The sequence below is a fragment of the Xanthomonas sp. NCPPB 1068 genome (assembly GCF_041479385.2).
Taxonomy (GTDB): Bacteria; Pseudomonadota; Gammaproteobacteria; order Xanthomonadales; family Xanthomonadaceae; genus Xanthomonas; species Xanthomonas cannabis.
In genome coordinates this window covers 2,630,348-2,645,366 of sequence record NZ_CM192986.1, presented here as the reverse complement: position 1 = coordinate 2,645,366, position 15,019 = coordinate 2,630,348, and the positions used below count along the sequence as shown (strand labels likewise).

14 protein-coding genes are annotated in these 15,019 nt (G+C 66.7%); 5 read left to right on the top strand and 9 right to left on the bottom strand.

The annotated features are described in order from the left end of the window. Positions 1-70 precede the first annotated feature (70 nt). The 3 genes from phaR to gluQRS all read right to left on the bottom strand — a co-directional run bounded on the left by phaR (position 71) and on the right by gluQRS (position 2,519). Positions 71-646 carry a polyhydroxyalkanoate synthesis repressor PhaR gene (gene phaR, locus ACCQ12_RS11320; RefSeq protein ID WP_039410688.1) on the bottom strand — a complete coding sequence of 192 codons (576 nt, stop codon included), beginning with the start codon at positions 644-646 and terminating at the stop codon, positions 71-73. A gap of 159 nt (positions 647-805) precedes the next feature. Further along, the gene (locus ACCQ12_RS11315) at positions 806-1,546 is read right to left on the bottom strand and encodes a beta-ketoacyl-ACP reductase (protein ID WP_372381738.1); all 741 of its coding nucleotides are present in this window, start codon (positions 1,544-1,546) and stop codon (positions 806-808) included. Positions 1,547-1,619: 73 nt separating this feature from the next. Beyond that, positions 1,620-2,519, bottom strand: a complete 900-nt coding sequence (gene gluQRS / locus ACCQ12_RS11310) for a tRNA glutamyl-Q(34) synthetase GluQRS (protein WP_372381737.1) — start codon at positions 2,517-2,519, stop codon at positions 1,620-1,622. Positions 2,520-2,616: 97 nt separating this feature from the next. Between gluQRS and htpX the strand changes: the two genes are divergently transcribed. Beyond that, complete coding sequence (gene htpX, locus ACCQ12_RS11305; RefSeq protein ID WP_179456010.1) at positions 2,617-3,495, top strand: protease HtpX; 879 nt, start codon at positions 2,617-2,619, stop codon at positions 3,493-3,495. A gap of 219 nt (positions 3,496-3,714) precedes the next feature. On the opposite strand, the gene ACCQ12_RS11300 is transcribed toward htpX, so the two are convergent. From ACCQ12_RS11300 to ACCQ12_RS11285, 4 genes are all read right to left on the bottom strand, one after another. Further along, positions 3,715-5,784, bottom strand: a complete 2,070-nt coding sequence (locus tag ACCQ12_RS11300) for a GGDEF/EAL domain-containing response regulator (RefSeq protein ID WP_372381736.1) — start codon at positions 5,782-5,784, stop codon at positions 3,715-3,717. Between the two features lie 227 nt (positions 5,785-6,011). Then, a complete protein-coding gene (locus tag ACCQ12_RS11295; protein WP_372381735.1) occupies positions 6,012-7,193 on the bottom strand; it encodes a BaiN/RdsA family NAD(P)/FAD-dependent oxidoreductase in 1,182 nt (393 codons plus the stop codon). Further along, the gene (locus ACCQ12_RS11290; protein WP_039407675.1) at positions 7,190-7,738 is read right to left on the bottom strand and encodes a YaeQ family protein; all 549 of its coding nucleotides are present in this window, start codon (positions 7,736-7,738) and stop codon (positions 7,190-7,192) included. Before ACCQ12_RS11290 ends, ACCQ12_RS11295 begins: the two co-directional genes overlap by 4 nt. Positions 7,739-7,794: 56 nt before the next feature. Beyond that, a complete protein-coding gene (locus ACCQ12_RS11285) occupies positions 7,795-8,280 on the bottom strand; it encodes a YaiI/YqxD family protein (RefSeq protein ID WP_047697810.1) in 486 nt (161 codons plus the stop codon). Between the two features lie 267 nt (positions 8,281-8,547). On the opposite strand from ACCQ12_RS11285, the gene ACCQ12_RS11280 reads away from it, so the two are divergent. Together ACCQ12_RS11280 and ACCQ12_RS11275 are read left to right on the top strand one after the other, a co-directional pair. Next, positions 8,548-8,757 (top strand): cold-shock protein, encoded by a 210-nt coding sequence (locus ACCQ12_RS11280; protein WP_006451993.1) that lies wholly within the window; start codon positions 8,548-8,550, stop codon positions 8,755-8,757. Positions 8,758-9,129: 372 nt separating this feature from the next. Further along, complete coding sequence (locus ACCQ12_RS11275; RefSeq protein ID WP_047697813.1) at positions 9,130-9,828, top strand: glutathione S-transferase; 699 nt, start codon at positions 9,130-9,132, stop codon at positions 9,826-9,828. Between the two features lie 100 nt (positions 9,829-9,928). Here the strand turns inward: ACCQ12_RS11275 and ACCQ12_RS11270 are convergent, their stop codons facing one another. Beyond that, on the bottom strand, positions 9,929-10,804 hold the full coding sequence (locus tag ACCQ12_RS11270) for an alpha/beta hydrolase (protein ID WP_372381734.1): 876 nt from the start codon (positions 10,802-10,804) through the stop codon (positions 9,929-9,931). Positions 10,805-11,067: 263 nt separating this feature from the next. Between ACCQ12_RS11270 and ACCQ12_RS11265 the strand changes: the two genes are divergently transcribed. Beyond that, on the top strand, positions 11,068-12,624 hold the full coding sequence (locus ACCQ12_RS11265; protein WP_372381733.1) for a protein adenylyltransferase SelO: 1,557 nt from the start codon (positions 11,068-11,070) through the stop codon (positions 12,622-12,624). 94 nt (positions 12,625-12,718) lie between these two features. After that, complete coding sequence (locus ACCQ12_RS11260) at positions 12,719-13,279, top strand: adenine phosphoribosyltransferase (RefSeq protein ID WP_047697819.1); 561 nt, start codon at positions 12,719-12,721, stop codon at positions 13,277-13,279. A 299-nt stretch (positions 13,280-13,578) separates the two neighbouring features. Here the strand turns inward: ACCQ12_RS11260 and dbpA are convergent, their stop codons facing one another. Then, a complete protein-coding gene (gene dbpA, locus ACCQ12_RS11255; protein WP_372381732.1) occupies positions 13,579-14,955 on the bottom strand; it encodes an ATP-dependent RNA helicase DbpA in 1,377 nt (458 codons plus the stop codon). Between the last annotated feature and the right edge of the window lie 64 nt (positions 14,956-15,019).

The following is a 15,019-nucleotide window of genomic DNA, read 5'->3' as shown; positions in this document are numbered from 1 at the left end:
GGCGGCCATGTCTGCCTGAGAACGGAGCAGCAGGTGGATTCGCTGCTGCTCCGGGATGCCACCGTGCGCGTCAACCGCGGTTGCGGGCCTTGCCGGTGGTGCCGGTATGGCTGCCGGAGGTGCCGTGCGTGCCGGTGCCCATCGGGCCGCTGCCCATGCTGCCGGCGCCGGGCGGGGTCGGCGGGGTGCCCGGGCCACCCGGGCGGCCAAAGCCGGCGCCGAAGTTGCGCTGGAACTCCTGCCACAACTCCAGGTTGCGCTCGGTCAGCTGGTTCATCATCGCCCAGGGGGTCTGCCCGAGCAGGTTGCCCATCTGCTGGCGGAACTGCTGCTGCTGGTCCAGGAACACCTGCATGCTGCGCTCCAGGTAGTTGCCCATGAAGCCCTGCAGCGAATCCCCGTAGAAGCGGATGATCTGGCTCAGCAACTGGGTGGAAAGCATCGGCTCGCCGTCCTGTTCCTGGTCGGCAATGATCTGCAGCAGGACGGCACGACTCAAATCTTCGCCGCTCTTGGCATCGCGGACTTCGAACTCCTCGCCGTCGATGATCAACTGGCGCACATCTTCGATGGTGATGTAGCTGGAAATTTCCGTATCGTAGAGACGGCGATTGGGATACTTCTTGATGATGCGAAGTCCGGCCATGGAACGTTCACTCACACTGATAGTGCGCGCAGGATGGCGCAGCGCAGCAGCGGTTGCAACAGCCAAACAGCCTTATTTGCTTAAGCGGACACATTAAAAATGTTGCGCAGCATGGTTTTTGAGGTAAATCCATGCTGCACCGCAAAGTTGCAGCAAACGTTACCAGCCCATGTGGTGGCCGCCGTTGATGTCCAGATTGGACCCGGTGATCCAGGCAGCCTCTTCGGCCACCAGGAACGCCACTGCGTAGGCAATCTCTTCCGGGCGCCCCAGCCGGCCGGTGGGGATATCGGCCACGATCTTGGCGCGCACTTCCTCCGGAACCGCCATCACCATGTCGGTGGCCACATAGCCGGGCGAGACCGTGTTGACGGTCACCCCGAAAGCGGCGTTCTCGCGCGCCAGCGAAATGGTGAAGCCATGCATGCCAGCCTTGGCCGCGGCGTAGTTGGCCTGGCCGTACTGGCCCTTGAGACCATTGATGGAGCTGATCTGGATCACCCGGCCCCAGCCCCGCTTGCGCATGCCTTCGATCACCGGGCGGGTGACGTTGAACACCGAATTGAGGTTGGTGTTGATGACGTCGTGCCACTGTTCGGCGGTCATGCGGTGGAAGGTGGTATCGCGGGTGATGCCGGCGTTGTTGACCAGCACCTCTATGGGGCCCAGTGACGCTTCGACGTCTTCGACCAGCGCGCGTGCATGTTCGGACGAGGCGACGTCGCCGCGGAACAAGGCCACCTCGTAGCCCTGCGCCTGCATGCGTTGGTGCCAGTCGCGCGCCTTGTCCTCGTTACGGAAGTTGCTGGCGACCCGGTGACCCTGGTCGGCCAGGCGCTTGCAGATGGCGGTACCGATACCGCCGGTGCCGCCGGTGACCAATGCGACGCGAGATGTCATGACGACTCCAATGAGCAGGTGAGGCCGAGGCGATCAGGGCGCAGGTGCCCGGTGCCGGTGCTGGGTCGCAATTCTAGTCACGCGCGGGCTGCGATGCGCGCCCATCGGTGCCCAGGGTTGCGCTCTGCGGCAGTCGTCCCGGCGAAAAATGCTGCACGGCATGCTGCAGCACCGTGGCGACGCTGCCGTGCTGCGGCAGCGCGGCCGGCAGCTGGCCCAGCGCGCGCCAGGCCGCATGCAGTGCCGGCAGCGGGTCGGTGTCGTCCAGTGCGGGCGCGGCGTGCGATTTGGACAGCTTGTGGCCGTCGGCGTCCAGGATCAGCGGCAGATGCAGGTAGCGCGGTTGCGGCAGGCCCAGGGCGCGCTGCAGCAGGATCTGGCGTGGAGTGGAATCGAGCAGGTCGGCGCCGCGCACGACGTCGGTCACGGCCTGCGCGGCGTCGTCCACCACTACGGCCAACTGGTAGGCCCAATAGCCATCGGCGCGGCGCAGCACCACATCGCCGACTTCGGCATAGACGTCCTGCACCACGCGGCCCTGCAGTCCGTCGTCGAAGCCGACCGGCGGCTGCGCCGGCACCCGCAGACGCACCGCGCGGCGCGCGCCCAGCGGGGCGACGCATGCGTGGTGGAGACCGCCCATGGCGGCCAAATCGGCGCGGCTGCAGCTGCACTCGAAGGCCAGCCCGGCCTGCATCAGCGCGCTCAGTGCAGCGGCGTAGTGTGCATCGCGCGCGGACTGCCGGATCACCGGCAGGTCCGACACCAGGCCGAAGGCGCTCAACGTGCGCAATTGCCGCTCTGACGCGCCCGGCTCGGCGCGCGGCGGGTCGATGTCCTCGATGCGCACGCACCACTGGCCGCCGGCATGGCGGGCAAGCAGCCAGCTGCCGAAGGCCGCCAGCAGGGAGCCGAAATGCAGCGGGCCGGTCGGGGAGGGCGCAAAACGGCCGCGATAGGGAAGTGGGGGCATGGGAGGCTGAATCGTCGGTCAGGAGCTTGCTTGATTTCAAGCCGCAGCGTCCGCAGATCCGCAGCAGTTCACCCCGCATGAGTGGAGCCACCGCGCCATGTTCAACCGCATTTTCCTGTTCCTGCTGACCAACTTTGCGGTGCTGATGCTCGCCGGCATCGTCATGTCGGTGCTGGGCGTCAATCCCGCGCAAATGAGTGGATTGTTGGTGATGGCTGCCGTCTTCGGTTTCGGTGGCTCGTTCATTTCGTTGCTGCTGTCCAAGTTCATGGCCAAGCGCAGCACCGGTGCGCAGGTGATCACCGAAGCGCGCACGCCGACCGAGCGCTGGTTGCTGGAGACGGTGCGGCGTCAGGCGCAGGCCGCCGGCATCGGCATGCCGGAAGTGGCGGTCTACGACGGACCGGAAATCAATGCCTTCGCCACCGGCGCCAACCGCAACAATGCCCTGGTGGCCGTGTCCACGGGCCTGCTGCAGAACATGAGCCAGGACGAGGCCGAAGCGGTGCTGGGCCATGAGATCGCGCACGTCGCCAACGGCGACATGGTGACCATGGCGCTACTGCAGGGCGTGTTGAATACTTTCGTGATCGTGCTGGCACGCGTCGTCGGCGGCATCATCGACAGCGCGATGTCGGGCAACCGCGAGGGTGGTCGAGGCTTTGCGTACTACATCATCGTGTTCGCGCTGGAGATGGTTTTCGGCCTGTTCGCGACCATGATCGCGATGTGGTTCTCGCGGCGCCGCGAATTCCGCGCCGACGCCGGTGGTGCGCATCTGGCCGGGCGCAGCAAGATGATTGCCGCACTGGAGCGCCTGTCGCTCAACCACGGCCAGAACACCTTGCCCTCGCAGGTGCAGGCCTTCGGGATTTCCGGAGGCGTGGGCGATGGGTTGCGTCGTCTGTTCCTGAGCCACCCGCCGCTGAGCGAGCGTATCGCCGCGCTGCGGGTGGCCAATGGCACGGCGATGTAAGAGCGGTACCGGGATCGCGGCGGGCGCTGAGCTATGTGGAAGGCGCTGCAGCCGGGATTGGCTCCGATGCTGGAGCGGTAGCGCCAATCTCCATGCTCACCGAAGCGGTCCGCTGCATGGCCCGGCCAGCCAGCGACCCGCTCGGGATCATTGCCAAAGACAACAAAAGGCCCGCGCATTGCGGGCCTCGGTGTGCTGCGTTGCCGGCTTTCGGTTGGCTCAGCCGAACTCGTAGTTCATCAGCGGCCCGGTCGGTGCCACGAAGTCGCCCTGCACGTAGTCCACGCCGGCACTGAAGAAGCTGCTCATCGATTGCGCATCGGCCACGAACTCGGCCACGGTCAGGATGCCGGCCGGCTGCGCGCGCGAGGTGATCTCGCGAATCTTTTCCTGGCTGTCGCGCGCCGAGGCGACGTCGCTGGTGATGCCGCGATCCAGCTTGAGGAAGGCCGGCTGGAAGTGCGCCAGCAGCTGGAACGAATCCAGGCCCGAGCCGAACTGCTCCAGCCCGACCTTGCAGCCCATGGCCGACACCGCCGCCAGAAACTGTTGGGCATTGCGCAGATGGGTGAATACCTTCGATTCTGGCGTCTGCAGCCACAGCCGTTCGCCGGGCACGCCATAGACCGCCAGCTGTTCGCGGATGATGTCGACCATCTGCGGGTCCGAGAACGAGTTCGGCCCGATCCGGACCAGCAGATGCGTCTTGTGCCCGGCGCGTTGCCGTTCGCCCAGTTGCCGGATCGCACGCGCGACCACCCAGCGATCGATTTCGGTGATCAGGTCGTGCTCTTCGGCGATCGCCATGAAGGCGTTCGGCGACATCATCTCGCCATTGCGCTCCAGCCGCAGGAAGGCCTGGTACAGCTCCAGCGGCTCGCCCTGCAGATTGAGCACCGGCTGGTAATGCAGCAGGAAGCCATCGCCCACCAGCGCCTCGCGCAGCTGCTCGACCCAGCGTTCGATGCGTTCTTCCTCGGCGCGGTCGGAGGCGGCGGGGTCGTAGATGCTTGCCGCATTTCCACCGAGCTCGGCCGTGGTGCGCACGGCTTCGGTACCGCGATTGAGCACCTGGCCGATGCTGGCGATCTTTTCGCCGATCTGCACGCCGCCGATGCTGACCGTGACCGTGGCCGAGCGCGAGCCCACGCTGAAGACATGCTGCGCAAACGCATCGCGCACGGCTTCGGCAACCGCATGGGTGCGGGCGTAGTTGCCGTCCATCAGCAGGGCAAAACTGTGCTCGCCGAAACGTGCGGCCACCACGCTGTCGTCCACCACGCCGGCCACGTGCGCGGCCATGGCGGCGATCAAGGCATCGGCCGAATCCAGGCCGATTTCCGGCAGGATGCGCGCGTAATGATCCGGCTCGATCAACAGGAAGCCGGACTGGCCTTCGCTACGACCGGCCTGTGCCACGGCCTGTTCCAGCGCCACCATGAAGGTGGGGCGGTTGAGCAGGCCGGTGACCTGGTCGCGCTGGCGCAGGTCCTCGACCTCGCGTGCCAGTTCAGGATCGAATTCCTCGCGGCGCCGGAACACCACCTGGATGCACGGCTCGCCTTCATAGGTGGCGGTGGCGAACTCCATCGTCGCCGGGAAGGTGTCGCCTTCCAGCCGGCGTGCGTCCACCTTGTACTGCGCCGGCGGCGGTTCGCCCTTGGCCATCGCCTTGAGCAACTGCTTGAAGTCGTCCACGTACTGCGCGGCGATCATGTCCAGCAGCGAGACGCCTTCGACATCCTCGAACGACTCGAAGCCGAACATTTCCAGATACGCCTCGTTGGCGCGGATATGCATGCCTTCGTGCACGTAGGCGATGGGGTCGCGCGAGGAGGCGATCAACGCATCGCAACGGCGCTCGGTTTCGCGCATCTGCGCCTCGATGCGGCGCAGCCCGCGGCGTGCCTGCAGGTCATCCCACTCCGCGCGCACCAACGCCAGCAGGTGTTCGGGACGCTGGCGCAGCGCAATCGCGCGCACGCCGTGCGAAGCGGCCTCGACCAGGGCGTTCTCTTCGATCCGATCGGTCAGCAGGATGATCGGAATGTCCTTGCCGCTGCCGGCGATCTGCGCCTGCAGCGCGCTCATCGGCACCTGTTGCGCCTGCCCCTGCAGGGCCAGATCGATCTGGCCCGACAGCATGCTGGCCAGTTCCTCCTGGGTTTGCGGTCGCGACGGGCGCACTGCAATGCCGCCATTACGCAACGCGGTGACGATGGTCTCGGCGCTCTCCACGCTGTCATCGACGATCATCAGGCGGAGGGTGAGATCTTTGCCTTTTTGCATGCGCGGCTCCCTGGAGACGGGCTTTAATACACGAAGGGGTCTGGCACGTCCATGTATGTGGAGCATGCCGCATCTAGTGTGAGACGTAGCGCACTGATTGCGCGTGCCAGTGTCCTTCCGGAGGGCCGGCGCACCGCACTCGGTTGCTGATCGCTGCATTGCTCCACAACGGCCTGCGTGTCACCGACCACCCGATCGGTCACCACCGGCACGACGTGCCGGTCGCCCTATGCGACGCTGCCGGCGGCATGGCCGGACGCCCATGCCCACTGGAAGTTGTAGCCGCCCAGCCAGCCGGTGACGTCCAGGACTTCGCCAACGAAGTACAGGCCGGGCACCAGTCGCGACTCCAGCGTGCTGCTGGAGACCTGGTGGGTATCGACCCCGCCGAGCGTTACTTCAGCGGTCCGGTAGCCTTCTGTTCCGCTGGCGATCAGCGGGAAGGCGCCGAGCAGGTCGGCAGCGCCCTGCAGCTGCGGCGGATCCAGCTGACGGACCGGCCTGTCCGGCAACCACACCTCGCACAGGCGCTGCGCGAACCGTTTCGGCAACACTTCTGCCAGCACGTTGCGCAATTCGGTGGCGCCGCGCTGTTGCTTCTGCTCGCGCAGCCAGGCGCCGGCGTCATGGCCTGGCAGCAGGTCCAGGCGCAGCTCGTCGCCCGGCTGCCAATAGGACGAGATCTGCAGGATCGCCGGCCCGCTCACGCCGCGATGGGTCAGCAGCATGAAGTTGCGGAAGCTGGCCCCGTTGCAATGCGCCTCCACCGGCAACGCCAGCCCGGACAGGTCGTGCAGGCGTTCCTGGTGCTTGCCGCTCAGGGTCAGCGGCACCAGCCCGGCCCGTGTCGGCAGCAGCGTGTGGCCGAACTGCTGGGCCAGCGCATAGCCGAATCCGCTGGCGCCCATGCTCGGAATCGACAGCCCGCCGGTGGCCACGATCAACGATTGCGCCTGCACGCGTCCCTGGCTGGTCTGCACCTCGAAGCCGTCGCTGCCGCGCTGGACCGACAGCACCTCGCACTGGGTGCGGATCTGCACGCCGGCCGCCTCGCACTCGTCCAGCAGCATGCGCACGATCTGCTTGGAGGAGATGTCGCAGAACAACTGGCCCAGCTCTTTCTCGTGATAGGCAATGCCATGGCGTTCGACCATGTCCACGAAATCTGCCGGGCGATAGCGCGCCAACGCAGATTTGCAGAAGTGCCGATTGGCCGAAATGAAATTGCCGGGCGCCGTACCGGTATTGGTGAAATTGCAGCGCCCGCCGCCGGACATCAGGATCTTCTTGCCGACCTTGTTGGCATGGTCGATCACCAGCACCTGGCGGCCGCGCCGGCCGGCAGTGAAAGCGCTCATCAGCCCGGCAGCGCCGGCACCGATGACCAGCACGTCGCACCGCATGCTCATTCGGCCGGGGCTTGCCGCACCATCGGGGTCAGGGTGACGCTGCCGTGGTCGGCCAGCATCTGCACCTCGCCGTCCTGGATGATCACGTCAAAGCGCATGCCGCGCTGGATCAGCGCGCCCAGGGCCTCGGTGGACTGCGCGTCGAGCTCGATCACGCGCAGGTTGCGATGCCGGCCCATGGCGTTGGCGTGTTTCTTCCACCAGGTTTCGGTGGCCTGGCCGCCGTAGCCGATCACCACCACCTCGCGCGAGCGGTTGCAGGCCTTGCGCACGCGGCTCTCATCGGGCTGGCCGAGGTCGATCCACAGGTCGGGGTCGCCGGTGTAGTCGCGTCGCCACAGGTCCGGTTCGTCGTCGTTGCTGAGGCCGCGGCCGAATTCCAGCCGGTCGTCGGCAAACAGGGCAAATGCCAGCAAACGCACCATCAGGCGCTCGTCGGTTTCGGAAGGATGCTGGGCCAGGGTCAGCGAATGGTTGGCGTAGTAGCCGCGGTCCATGTCGCTGATCTGAAGTTCCGCCCTGCGGACGGTGGCGGTGAGGGCCATCAGGATGCCGATTGCAAAGGGCGCCCATGATACGCGCCCACCCCGGACGTGGCGCGTTACGCCGGGCTGCGCGGTTGCGCGGCCAGCCAGCGATCCAGCTGCGCGGCAAACGCCTGCCGATCGCGCGCATGCAACGCCGGCGGCCCGCCGGTCGCAATGCCGGCACCACGCAGCTCCTCCATGAAGCCACGCACCGACAGGCGCTCCTTGATGGTGTTGCTGGTGAACGCCTCGCCGCGCAGGCCCACTGCCGTAGCGCCGGCTTCCAGTGCGCGTGCCGCCAACGGGATGTCCTGGGTGACCACCAGGTCGCCGGCAGCGACGCGCTCGGCGATGGCATCGTCGGCCGCATCCGGCCCGCCCGGAACCTGCAGGGCCCGGACGTGGGGCAGGGTGGGCGTGCTCAGGTAATGGTTGGCGACCAGGGTGACCGCGACGCCGGTGCGTGCGGCAGCGCGGAACAGGATGTCGCGGATCACCGCCGGGCAGGCGTCGGCGTCGACCCAGATCTGCGCGCGGAGGGGGGCTTGGGGTGTCTTCATCGGTAGAGTGTGGATGGGGAAGTGCCTGACAGACGGTGGGATTTGGCCTGACTGCAAAAGATTTGACGCCAGGTGTCGCTTTTTGCCGAAAACACGAGTACTGTGCACGCACTGTGTTTGCAAGGGTCACCGTGAATCGTGGCCTGGTGCAGCCGGATCGTTACAGATCTCGCTTCATCGTTCCGCTTTACCAACGCCTGCAACTCAGTCTCAGCTCCGGCTTTTCGGACGCTGCGATTTATCCATCTATAGTTCAGGAGTTTGTAAATGTCAGATCGTCAGAGCGGTACCGTGAAGTGGTTCAACGATGCCAAGGGCTTCGGCTTCATCACCCCGGAAAGCGGCCCGGACCTGTTCGTGCACTTCCGTGCCATCCAGGGCACCGGCTTCAAGTCGCTGCAGGAAGGCCAGAAGGTCACCTTCGTCGCCGTGCAGGGCCAGAAGGGCATGCAGGCTGACCAGGTGCAGGCGGTCTAATCCGTCTGCAACCGTAAGGTTGCCAAAAACGCCGGTCGCGCAAGCGGCCGGCGTTTTTTATTGGCCGTGCGTCGGCCAGGCCGAACAGGTCCGTGCATCAAGTGGCGGCCTTCCCTTGTCCTTGGCAGCTGCCGGTGTCCTATGGGCGACCAGCACCAGGCGATGGGTGGCAGGCTGTCCTTGGTCGACCTCGTTATCCCCTGTCGACAAATCGGCCGACGGCGTGCATCGCTGTCTGCTCCCTGTCGCGTTGCATCCATCCAGCTGGACGATACGCGCGCCAACCGCTGGCAGTGAACAGAACCACGGGCTTTGCGCGCGGCAACGACGCGGCGCTGGTTACGATGGGGCTTTCCGCCTGCGGATGCCTTCATGATCACCGTTCACCATCTCAACAACTCCCGGTCGCAGCGTGTGCTGTGGTTGCTGGAAGAACTGGCGCTGCCGTACCAGATCGTGCGGCACGAGCGCGACCCCAAGACCATGCTGGCACCGGCGGCGCTGCGGGCGATCCACCCGCTGGGCAAATCGCCAGTGATCGTGGATGGCGAGCTGACCATCGCTGAATCCGGTGCGATCCTGGACTATCTCACCGAGCGCTACGACACCGAATGCGCCTTGTCGCCGCCGCCGCGGCCGATCGACTCACCCGAGCGGCAGCAGTTCCGTTACTGGATGCACTACGCCGAAGGCTCGGCCATGCCGCCGCTGCTCATGACGCTGATCTTCGGCCGGATTCGCAGCGCGCCGATGCCGTTCTTCGCCAAACCGGTCGCCCGCGCGATCGTGGACAAGGCGATGTCGGGCTTTGTCGGCCCGCAGGTCAAACTGCACATGGACTGGATGGAGCAGTCGCTGCAGGCCAACGCCTGGTTCGCGGGGGAGCGCTTCACCGCTGCCGACATCCAGATGAGTTTCCCGGTGCAGGCCGCGGCGGCGCGTGGTGGCGGGCTGGAGCATTACCCGCGCCTGGCCGCGTTCCTGCAGCGGATCGAAGCGCGCCCCGCGTATCAGGCAGCGCTCAAGAAGGGAGGCCCTTACGAGCTGATGGGCCGCAGCCGCAACACCTGATCGTGGTGTGCCGGCGTGGGCGATGACGCCACGCCGGCGGTCTCGTCCATTGTGACCGTCGAGGTGCCCGGCCGTCCTTCTCCGGCAGGCTGCGTCCGGCTCAGGGCGCCTTGCACTGCCGCAGGAACTGCAGGGTGTCGCGCAGCTCCGGCGAGCGGGTCAGCGGTTTGCGGAAAGCCAGTACCAGGCCCATATGACCGACGTGCGGATACTGCTTGACCTGCACGTCTTCGCCCTTGCGGCGCATGGCCGACGCCAACGAGAGGCTGTTCTGTGGCTCGACCACGTGGTCGGCGTCACCATGCAGCAGCAGCATGGGCGGCTCATCGCCGTCGACGAACAGGACCGGCTGCGACCTGGCTTGGTCAGTGGCCGATGTACCGAAGATCTCGACCAGCTCGGGGTCGGTCATGGGGAGGAAATCGTAGGGGCCCGCCAAACCGACGAAGCCGCACAGCTGCTGCGGCTGCAGGCCTTGCGCCTGCAGCCAGCTGCGATCGGTGGCCAGCAGGCCCGCGATATGCGCACCGGCCGAATGCCCCATGACCGCCAGCCGCTTGGGGTCGCCGCCATAGTCATGCGCATGCTGCAGGCCCCACGCGGTGGCGCTGGCCGCATCCGTCATGAAGCCTTGCAGGCCCACCTGCGGGTACTTGCGGTAGTCGGCGACCATGGCCACCACGCCCTGACGTGCCAGGGCGCGGCCCATCCAGCGGTAGTTCGCGCGCTTGCCGCGCTTCCATGTGCCGCCGTAGAAGAACACCACCACCGGTGCGTCGACCACGCCGCGCGGCTGATAGACGTCCAGCGCCAGGCCGTGTGCCGGATCGAAGACCTGATCGTGATGCTCGATGACGCCGTCACGGTTGGAGGCGGCGTTGATGCCGCCGAAGAACACGCTGCTGCAGGCGGTCATCGTCAGCGAGCCGAGCAGTAACAGGGCGGGGCGGATCCAACGGGAGGGGCGAACAGGCATGGGCGATGTCGATGATCAGTCAGGAGAGGGGGCCAGCGGGTGTCGCGGCATGCGTTAATGCTGTGCCACGACGGTGGGGGCGGCGCCGCATATCGCCCGGGCAGGCAACGGTGGAGGCGTATTAGCGGCGATCAGGCGTCGCTGGCATGTGCACGAAGAGCTCGCTTGGTATTGGAATGCGAAGTGAAGATACGGTGCGCGCGCGGCGCCGGATGCGGCGCGGCCCATGCCGAGTTCACCGTCGGTGGCCTAGGCTTGGCGCCATGACACGATTGCACTTTGATAACCGCCTGCGCCAGCAGTTGCCCGGTGACCCGGAACAGGGCGTGCGCCGCCGCGAGGTGAGCGCGGCCTGGTCGTCGGTCCTGCCCACCCCGGTCGCCGCCCCGCGCCTGGTTGCCTACTCGCCGGACGTGGCGCAGCTGCTGGGAATGGACGGGGCCGAGCTCGCCAGCGCGCGCTTTGCCGAGGTCTTTGGTGGCAATGCGCTGTATCCGGGCATGCAGCCCTGGGCGGTCAACTACGGCGGGCACCAGTTCGGACACTGGGCCGGGCAGCTGGGCGACGGCCGGGCGATTTCGCTGGGCGAGGCGATCGGCGTCGATGGGGGCCGCTATGAACTGCAACTCAAGGGTGCCGGCCCGACCCCGTATTCGCGCGGTGCCGACGGCCGCGCCGTGCTGCGCTCGTCGATCCGCGAATTCCTGTGCAGCGAGGCCATGCACCACCTGGGTGTGCCGACCACGCGCGCACTGAGCCTGGTGACCACGGGCGATGCGGTGGTGCGCGACATGTTCTACGACGGCCGGCCGCAGCGCGAGCCGGGCGCGATTGTCTGCCGCGTGGCGCCGTCGTTCGTCCGCTTCGGCAATTTCGAATTGCCGAGTGCGCGGGGCGACATCGCGCTGTTGCGGCAGTGGGTGGAGTTCACCATCGCCCGCGATTTTGCGCAGCTTTCCGGTACCGGCGAGGCCCTGTACGCCGACTGGTTTGCACAGGTCTGCGAACGCACTGCGGTGATGGTGGCGCACTGGATGCGGGTGGGGTTCGTGCATGGGGTGATGAATACCGACAACATGTCGATCCTGGGGTTGACCATCGATTACGGCCCGTATGGCTGGGTGGACGACTACGACCCGGACTGGACGCCCAACACCACCGACGCGCAGGGCAGGCGTTACCGCTTCGGTACCCAGCCGCAGGTGGCCTACTGGAATCTTGGCCGCCTGGCGCAGGCGCTGGCGCCACTGTTCGCCGACGCCGCGCCGCTGCAGCAGGGGCTGGACCGGTTCCGCGACACCTATCTGGCCTGCGATCGCACCGATACCGCCGCCAAGCTGGGTTTGGCGGAGTGCCGCGACGAAGACCTGCAGTTGATCGATGCACTGCGCGCGCTGATGCGCGAGTCGGAAATGGACATGACACTGACCTTCCGCGCGCTGATCGACTTTTCCGCCGAGCAACCGGATCCGGGCCTGCTGCGTGACGCGTTCTACGACGAAGACAAGCGCCTGGCCGATGCGCCGCAGCTACACGAGTGGTTGCAGCGCTATGCCGCGCGCCTGAAGCAGGACACGTTGCCGCCCGAGCAACGGCGCACCCGCATGCGCTTGGCCAACCCGCGCTATGTGCTGCGCAACTACCTGGCACAGCAGGCGATCGACAAGGCCGAGCAGGGCGATGCGTCCGGTGTGCAGGCACTGCTGGACGTGATGCGGCGGCCGTATGACGACCAGCCGGGCCGCGAGGCGTTTGCCGCGCGACGCCCGAACTGGGCGCGCGACCGTGCCGGATGTTCGATGCTGTCGTGCAGTTCCTGACCGGCTCAGACGCACGTATGCCGTAAACGCAGCGTCAAGGTCGCGCGCAGCCTAGAATAGGCCGCACCCCACTGGCCACATTGCCGCCCCCACCATGACAGATTGCAGCCGCTGCGCCGGCACCCATCCATCCGGCCCCAACCACTGGTCGGAGCGGATCCGCGATATCGCCGATTTCCCCAAGCCGGGCATCGTCTTCAAGGACATCACGCCGCTGCTGTCCGATGGCCCCGATTTTGCGTCGGCGCTGGATGAAATGGCGCAGCCCTGGCGGACCACGCCGCTGGATGCGGTGCTGGGCATCGAGGCGCGCGGCTTCATCCTGGGTGCGGCGCTGGCGCGCGAACTGCGGACCGGCTTCGTACCGGTGCGCAAGCCGGGCAAGCTACCTGGACGTACCCTGATCCAGGAATACGCGCTGGAGTACGGCACCGACCGTATCGAGATGCATGAGGATGCGCTGCCGCGCGGCGCGCGCGTGCTGATCGTCGACGACGTGCTGGCCACCGGCGGGACGTTGCGTGCGGCGCTCGGCCTGGCCGCACAGCTGGAGCTGGAAATCGTTGGCGCTGCGGTGTTGGTCGAGCTGACCGCGCTGCAGGGCCGCGCGAAGTGGGCCGATGACGTGCCGCTGCTGGCGACCTTGTCGTATTGAGCGCCGTTCGTCCGCTGCGTGCCGTCCCTGGACGCGCGCAGCTGCCGCTTGAACCACGTGCAGACCGCTGCGGTGGCCACGCAGGCTGAACATGTGGTTGGCCTGCGGGTGGAAGAGCCGGAATACGCGGCTCATGGTCGGCCTCTGCGTGCCCGGTTGGTCCGCTGCGATGCGGGCATGGGCGCGCCACGCTCGTCCTGAATGCATGAGGCAATGGCCGGCGGGTGCACGCGTGTGTGCATTCGCGCGACGCCATCACTGCCATGCCCGCGGCCGGTATCGCACCGGCCGCTGTCTGCTCAGAGCTTGCTGACCCGGAAACGGCGTCCCTTGATCTTGCCCGCATGCAGGTGCGCCAGCGCCTTGGCGACCTGCGCGCGCCCGATCGCGACATAGGAGCGGGTGGGGTAGATCGCAATCTTGCCGATCGCCGCGCCCGACAGCCCGGCTTCGCCGGTGAGTGCGCCCAGGATATCGCCGGCGCGCAGTTTGTCGGTCTTGCCGCCATCGATGCGCAACGTGGTCATTGCCGCCTGCGGCAACTGTGCCGGGCGCGCAGTGGCCAACGGCGCGCGCGACCATTTCAACGGCTGGCCTTGTTCGGCTTCCAGTGCCTGCGCACGCGCCGCTTCACGCGGCGCCACCAGGCTCAGCGCCAGGCCGTGCTTGCCGGCACGCGCGGTACGGCCGATGCGATGGCGATAGGTTTCGGTGTCGGTGGGCAGCTCGTAGTTGACCACCGCCGACAGGTCTTCCACGTCCAGCCCGCGCGCGGCCACGTCGCTGGCCACCAGTACATTGCAGCTGCGGTTGACGAAGCGCACCAGCACTTCGTCGCGGTCGCGCTGTTCCATGTCGCCATGCAGCGCGAGCGCGGAGAAGCCGAACTCCTGCAGCGAGCCGGCCACCTCGTCCACTTCCTTGCGGGTATTGCAGAACACCACGCTGGATTCGGGATTGAAGCGCAGCAGCAGGCCGGCGACGGCCTTCTGCCGGTAGGTCGGGTCGACTTCGAAGAACTGCTGGTCGATCTCCGGCGCGTTGTCGGCGCCCTCCACCGTGATCTCCACCGGCTCTTTCAGGATCTCGCGTGCCAGCGTGCGGATGCTGTCCGGGAAGGTGGCCGAAAACAGCAGGCTCTGGCGATGCTTGTCGCAGCGGCTGGCGATCTCGCGGATGGGTTCTTCAAAGCCCATGTCGAGCATGCGGTCGGCTTCGTCCAGCACCAGCGTGCGCACGCCGCCCAGGTGCAGGGCGCGCTTGCGGGCCAGTTCCTGGATGCGTCCGGGCGTACCGACCACCACCTGCGGGTCGTGCGCTTCCAGCGAGGCCAGCTGCGGGCCGAGCGGCATGCCGCCGGTGAGCACCACCAGCTTCATGTTGGGGATGCCGGTGGCGAGCCTGCGCAGTTGCTTGCCGACCTGGTCGGCCAGTTCGCGGGTGGGGCAGAGCACCAGCGCCTGCGCGCGGGTCAGCGACGGGTCGAGCTTCTGCAGCAGGCCCAGCCCGAAGGCGGCGGTCTTGCCGCTGCCGGTCGGCGCCTGGGCAATGACGTCCAGCCCCTGCAGGATCGGCGGCAGGCTCTGCGCCTGGATGGGAGTAAGCACGGTGTAGCCAAGGGCGTCGATGCCGGGGGCCAGGGCCGGCGACAGCGGCAGCGCGGAAAATTCGTTCATGGCGCATTTTAGCGGTAATCGGGAATGGTGAATCGGGAATCGGGAATCGCAAAAGCGAGGGCGC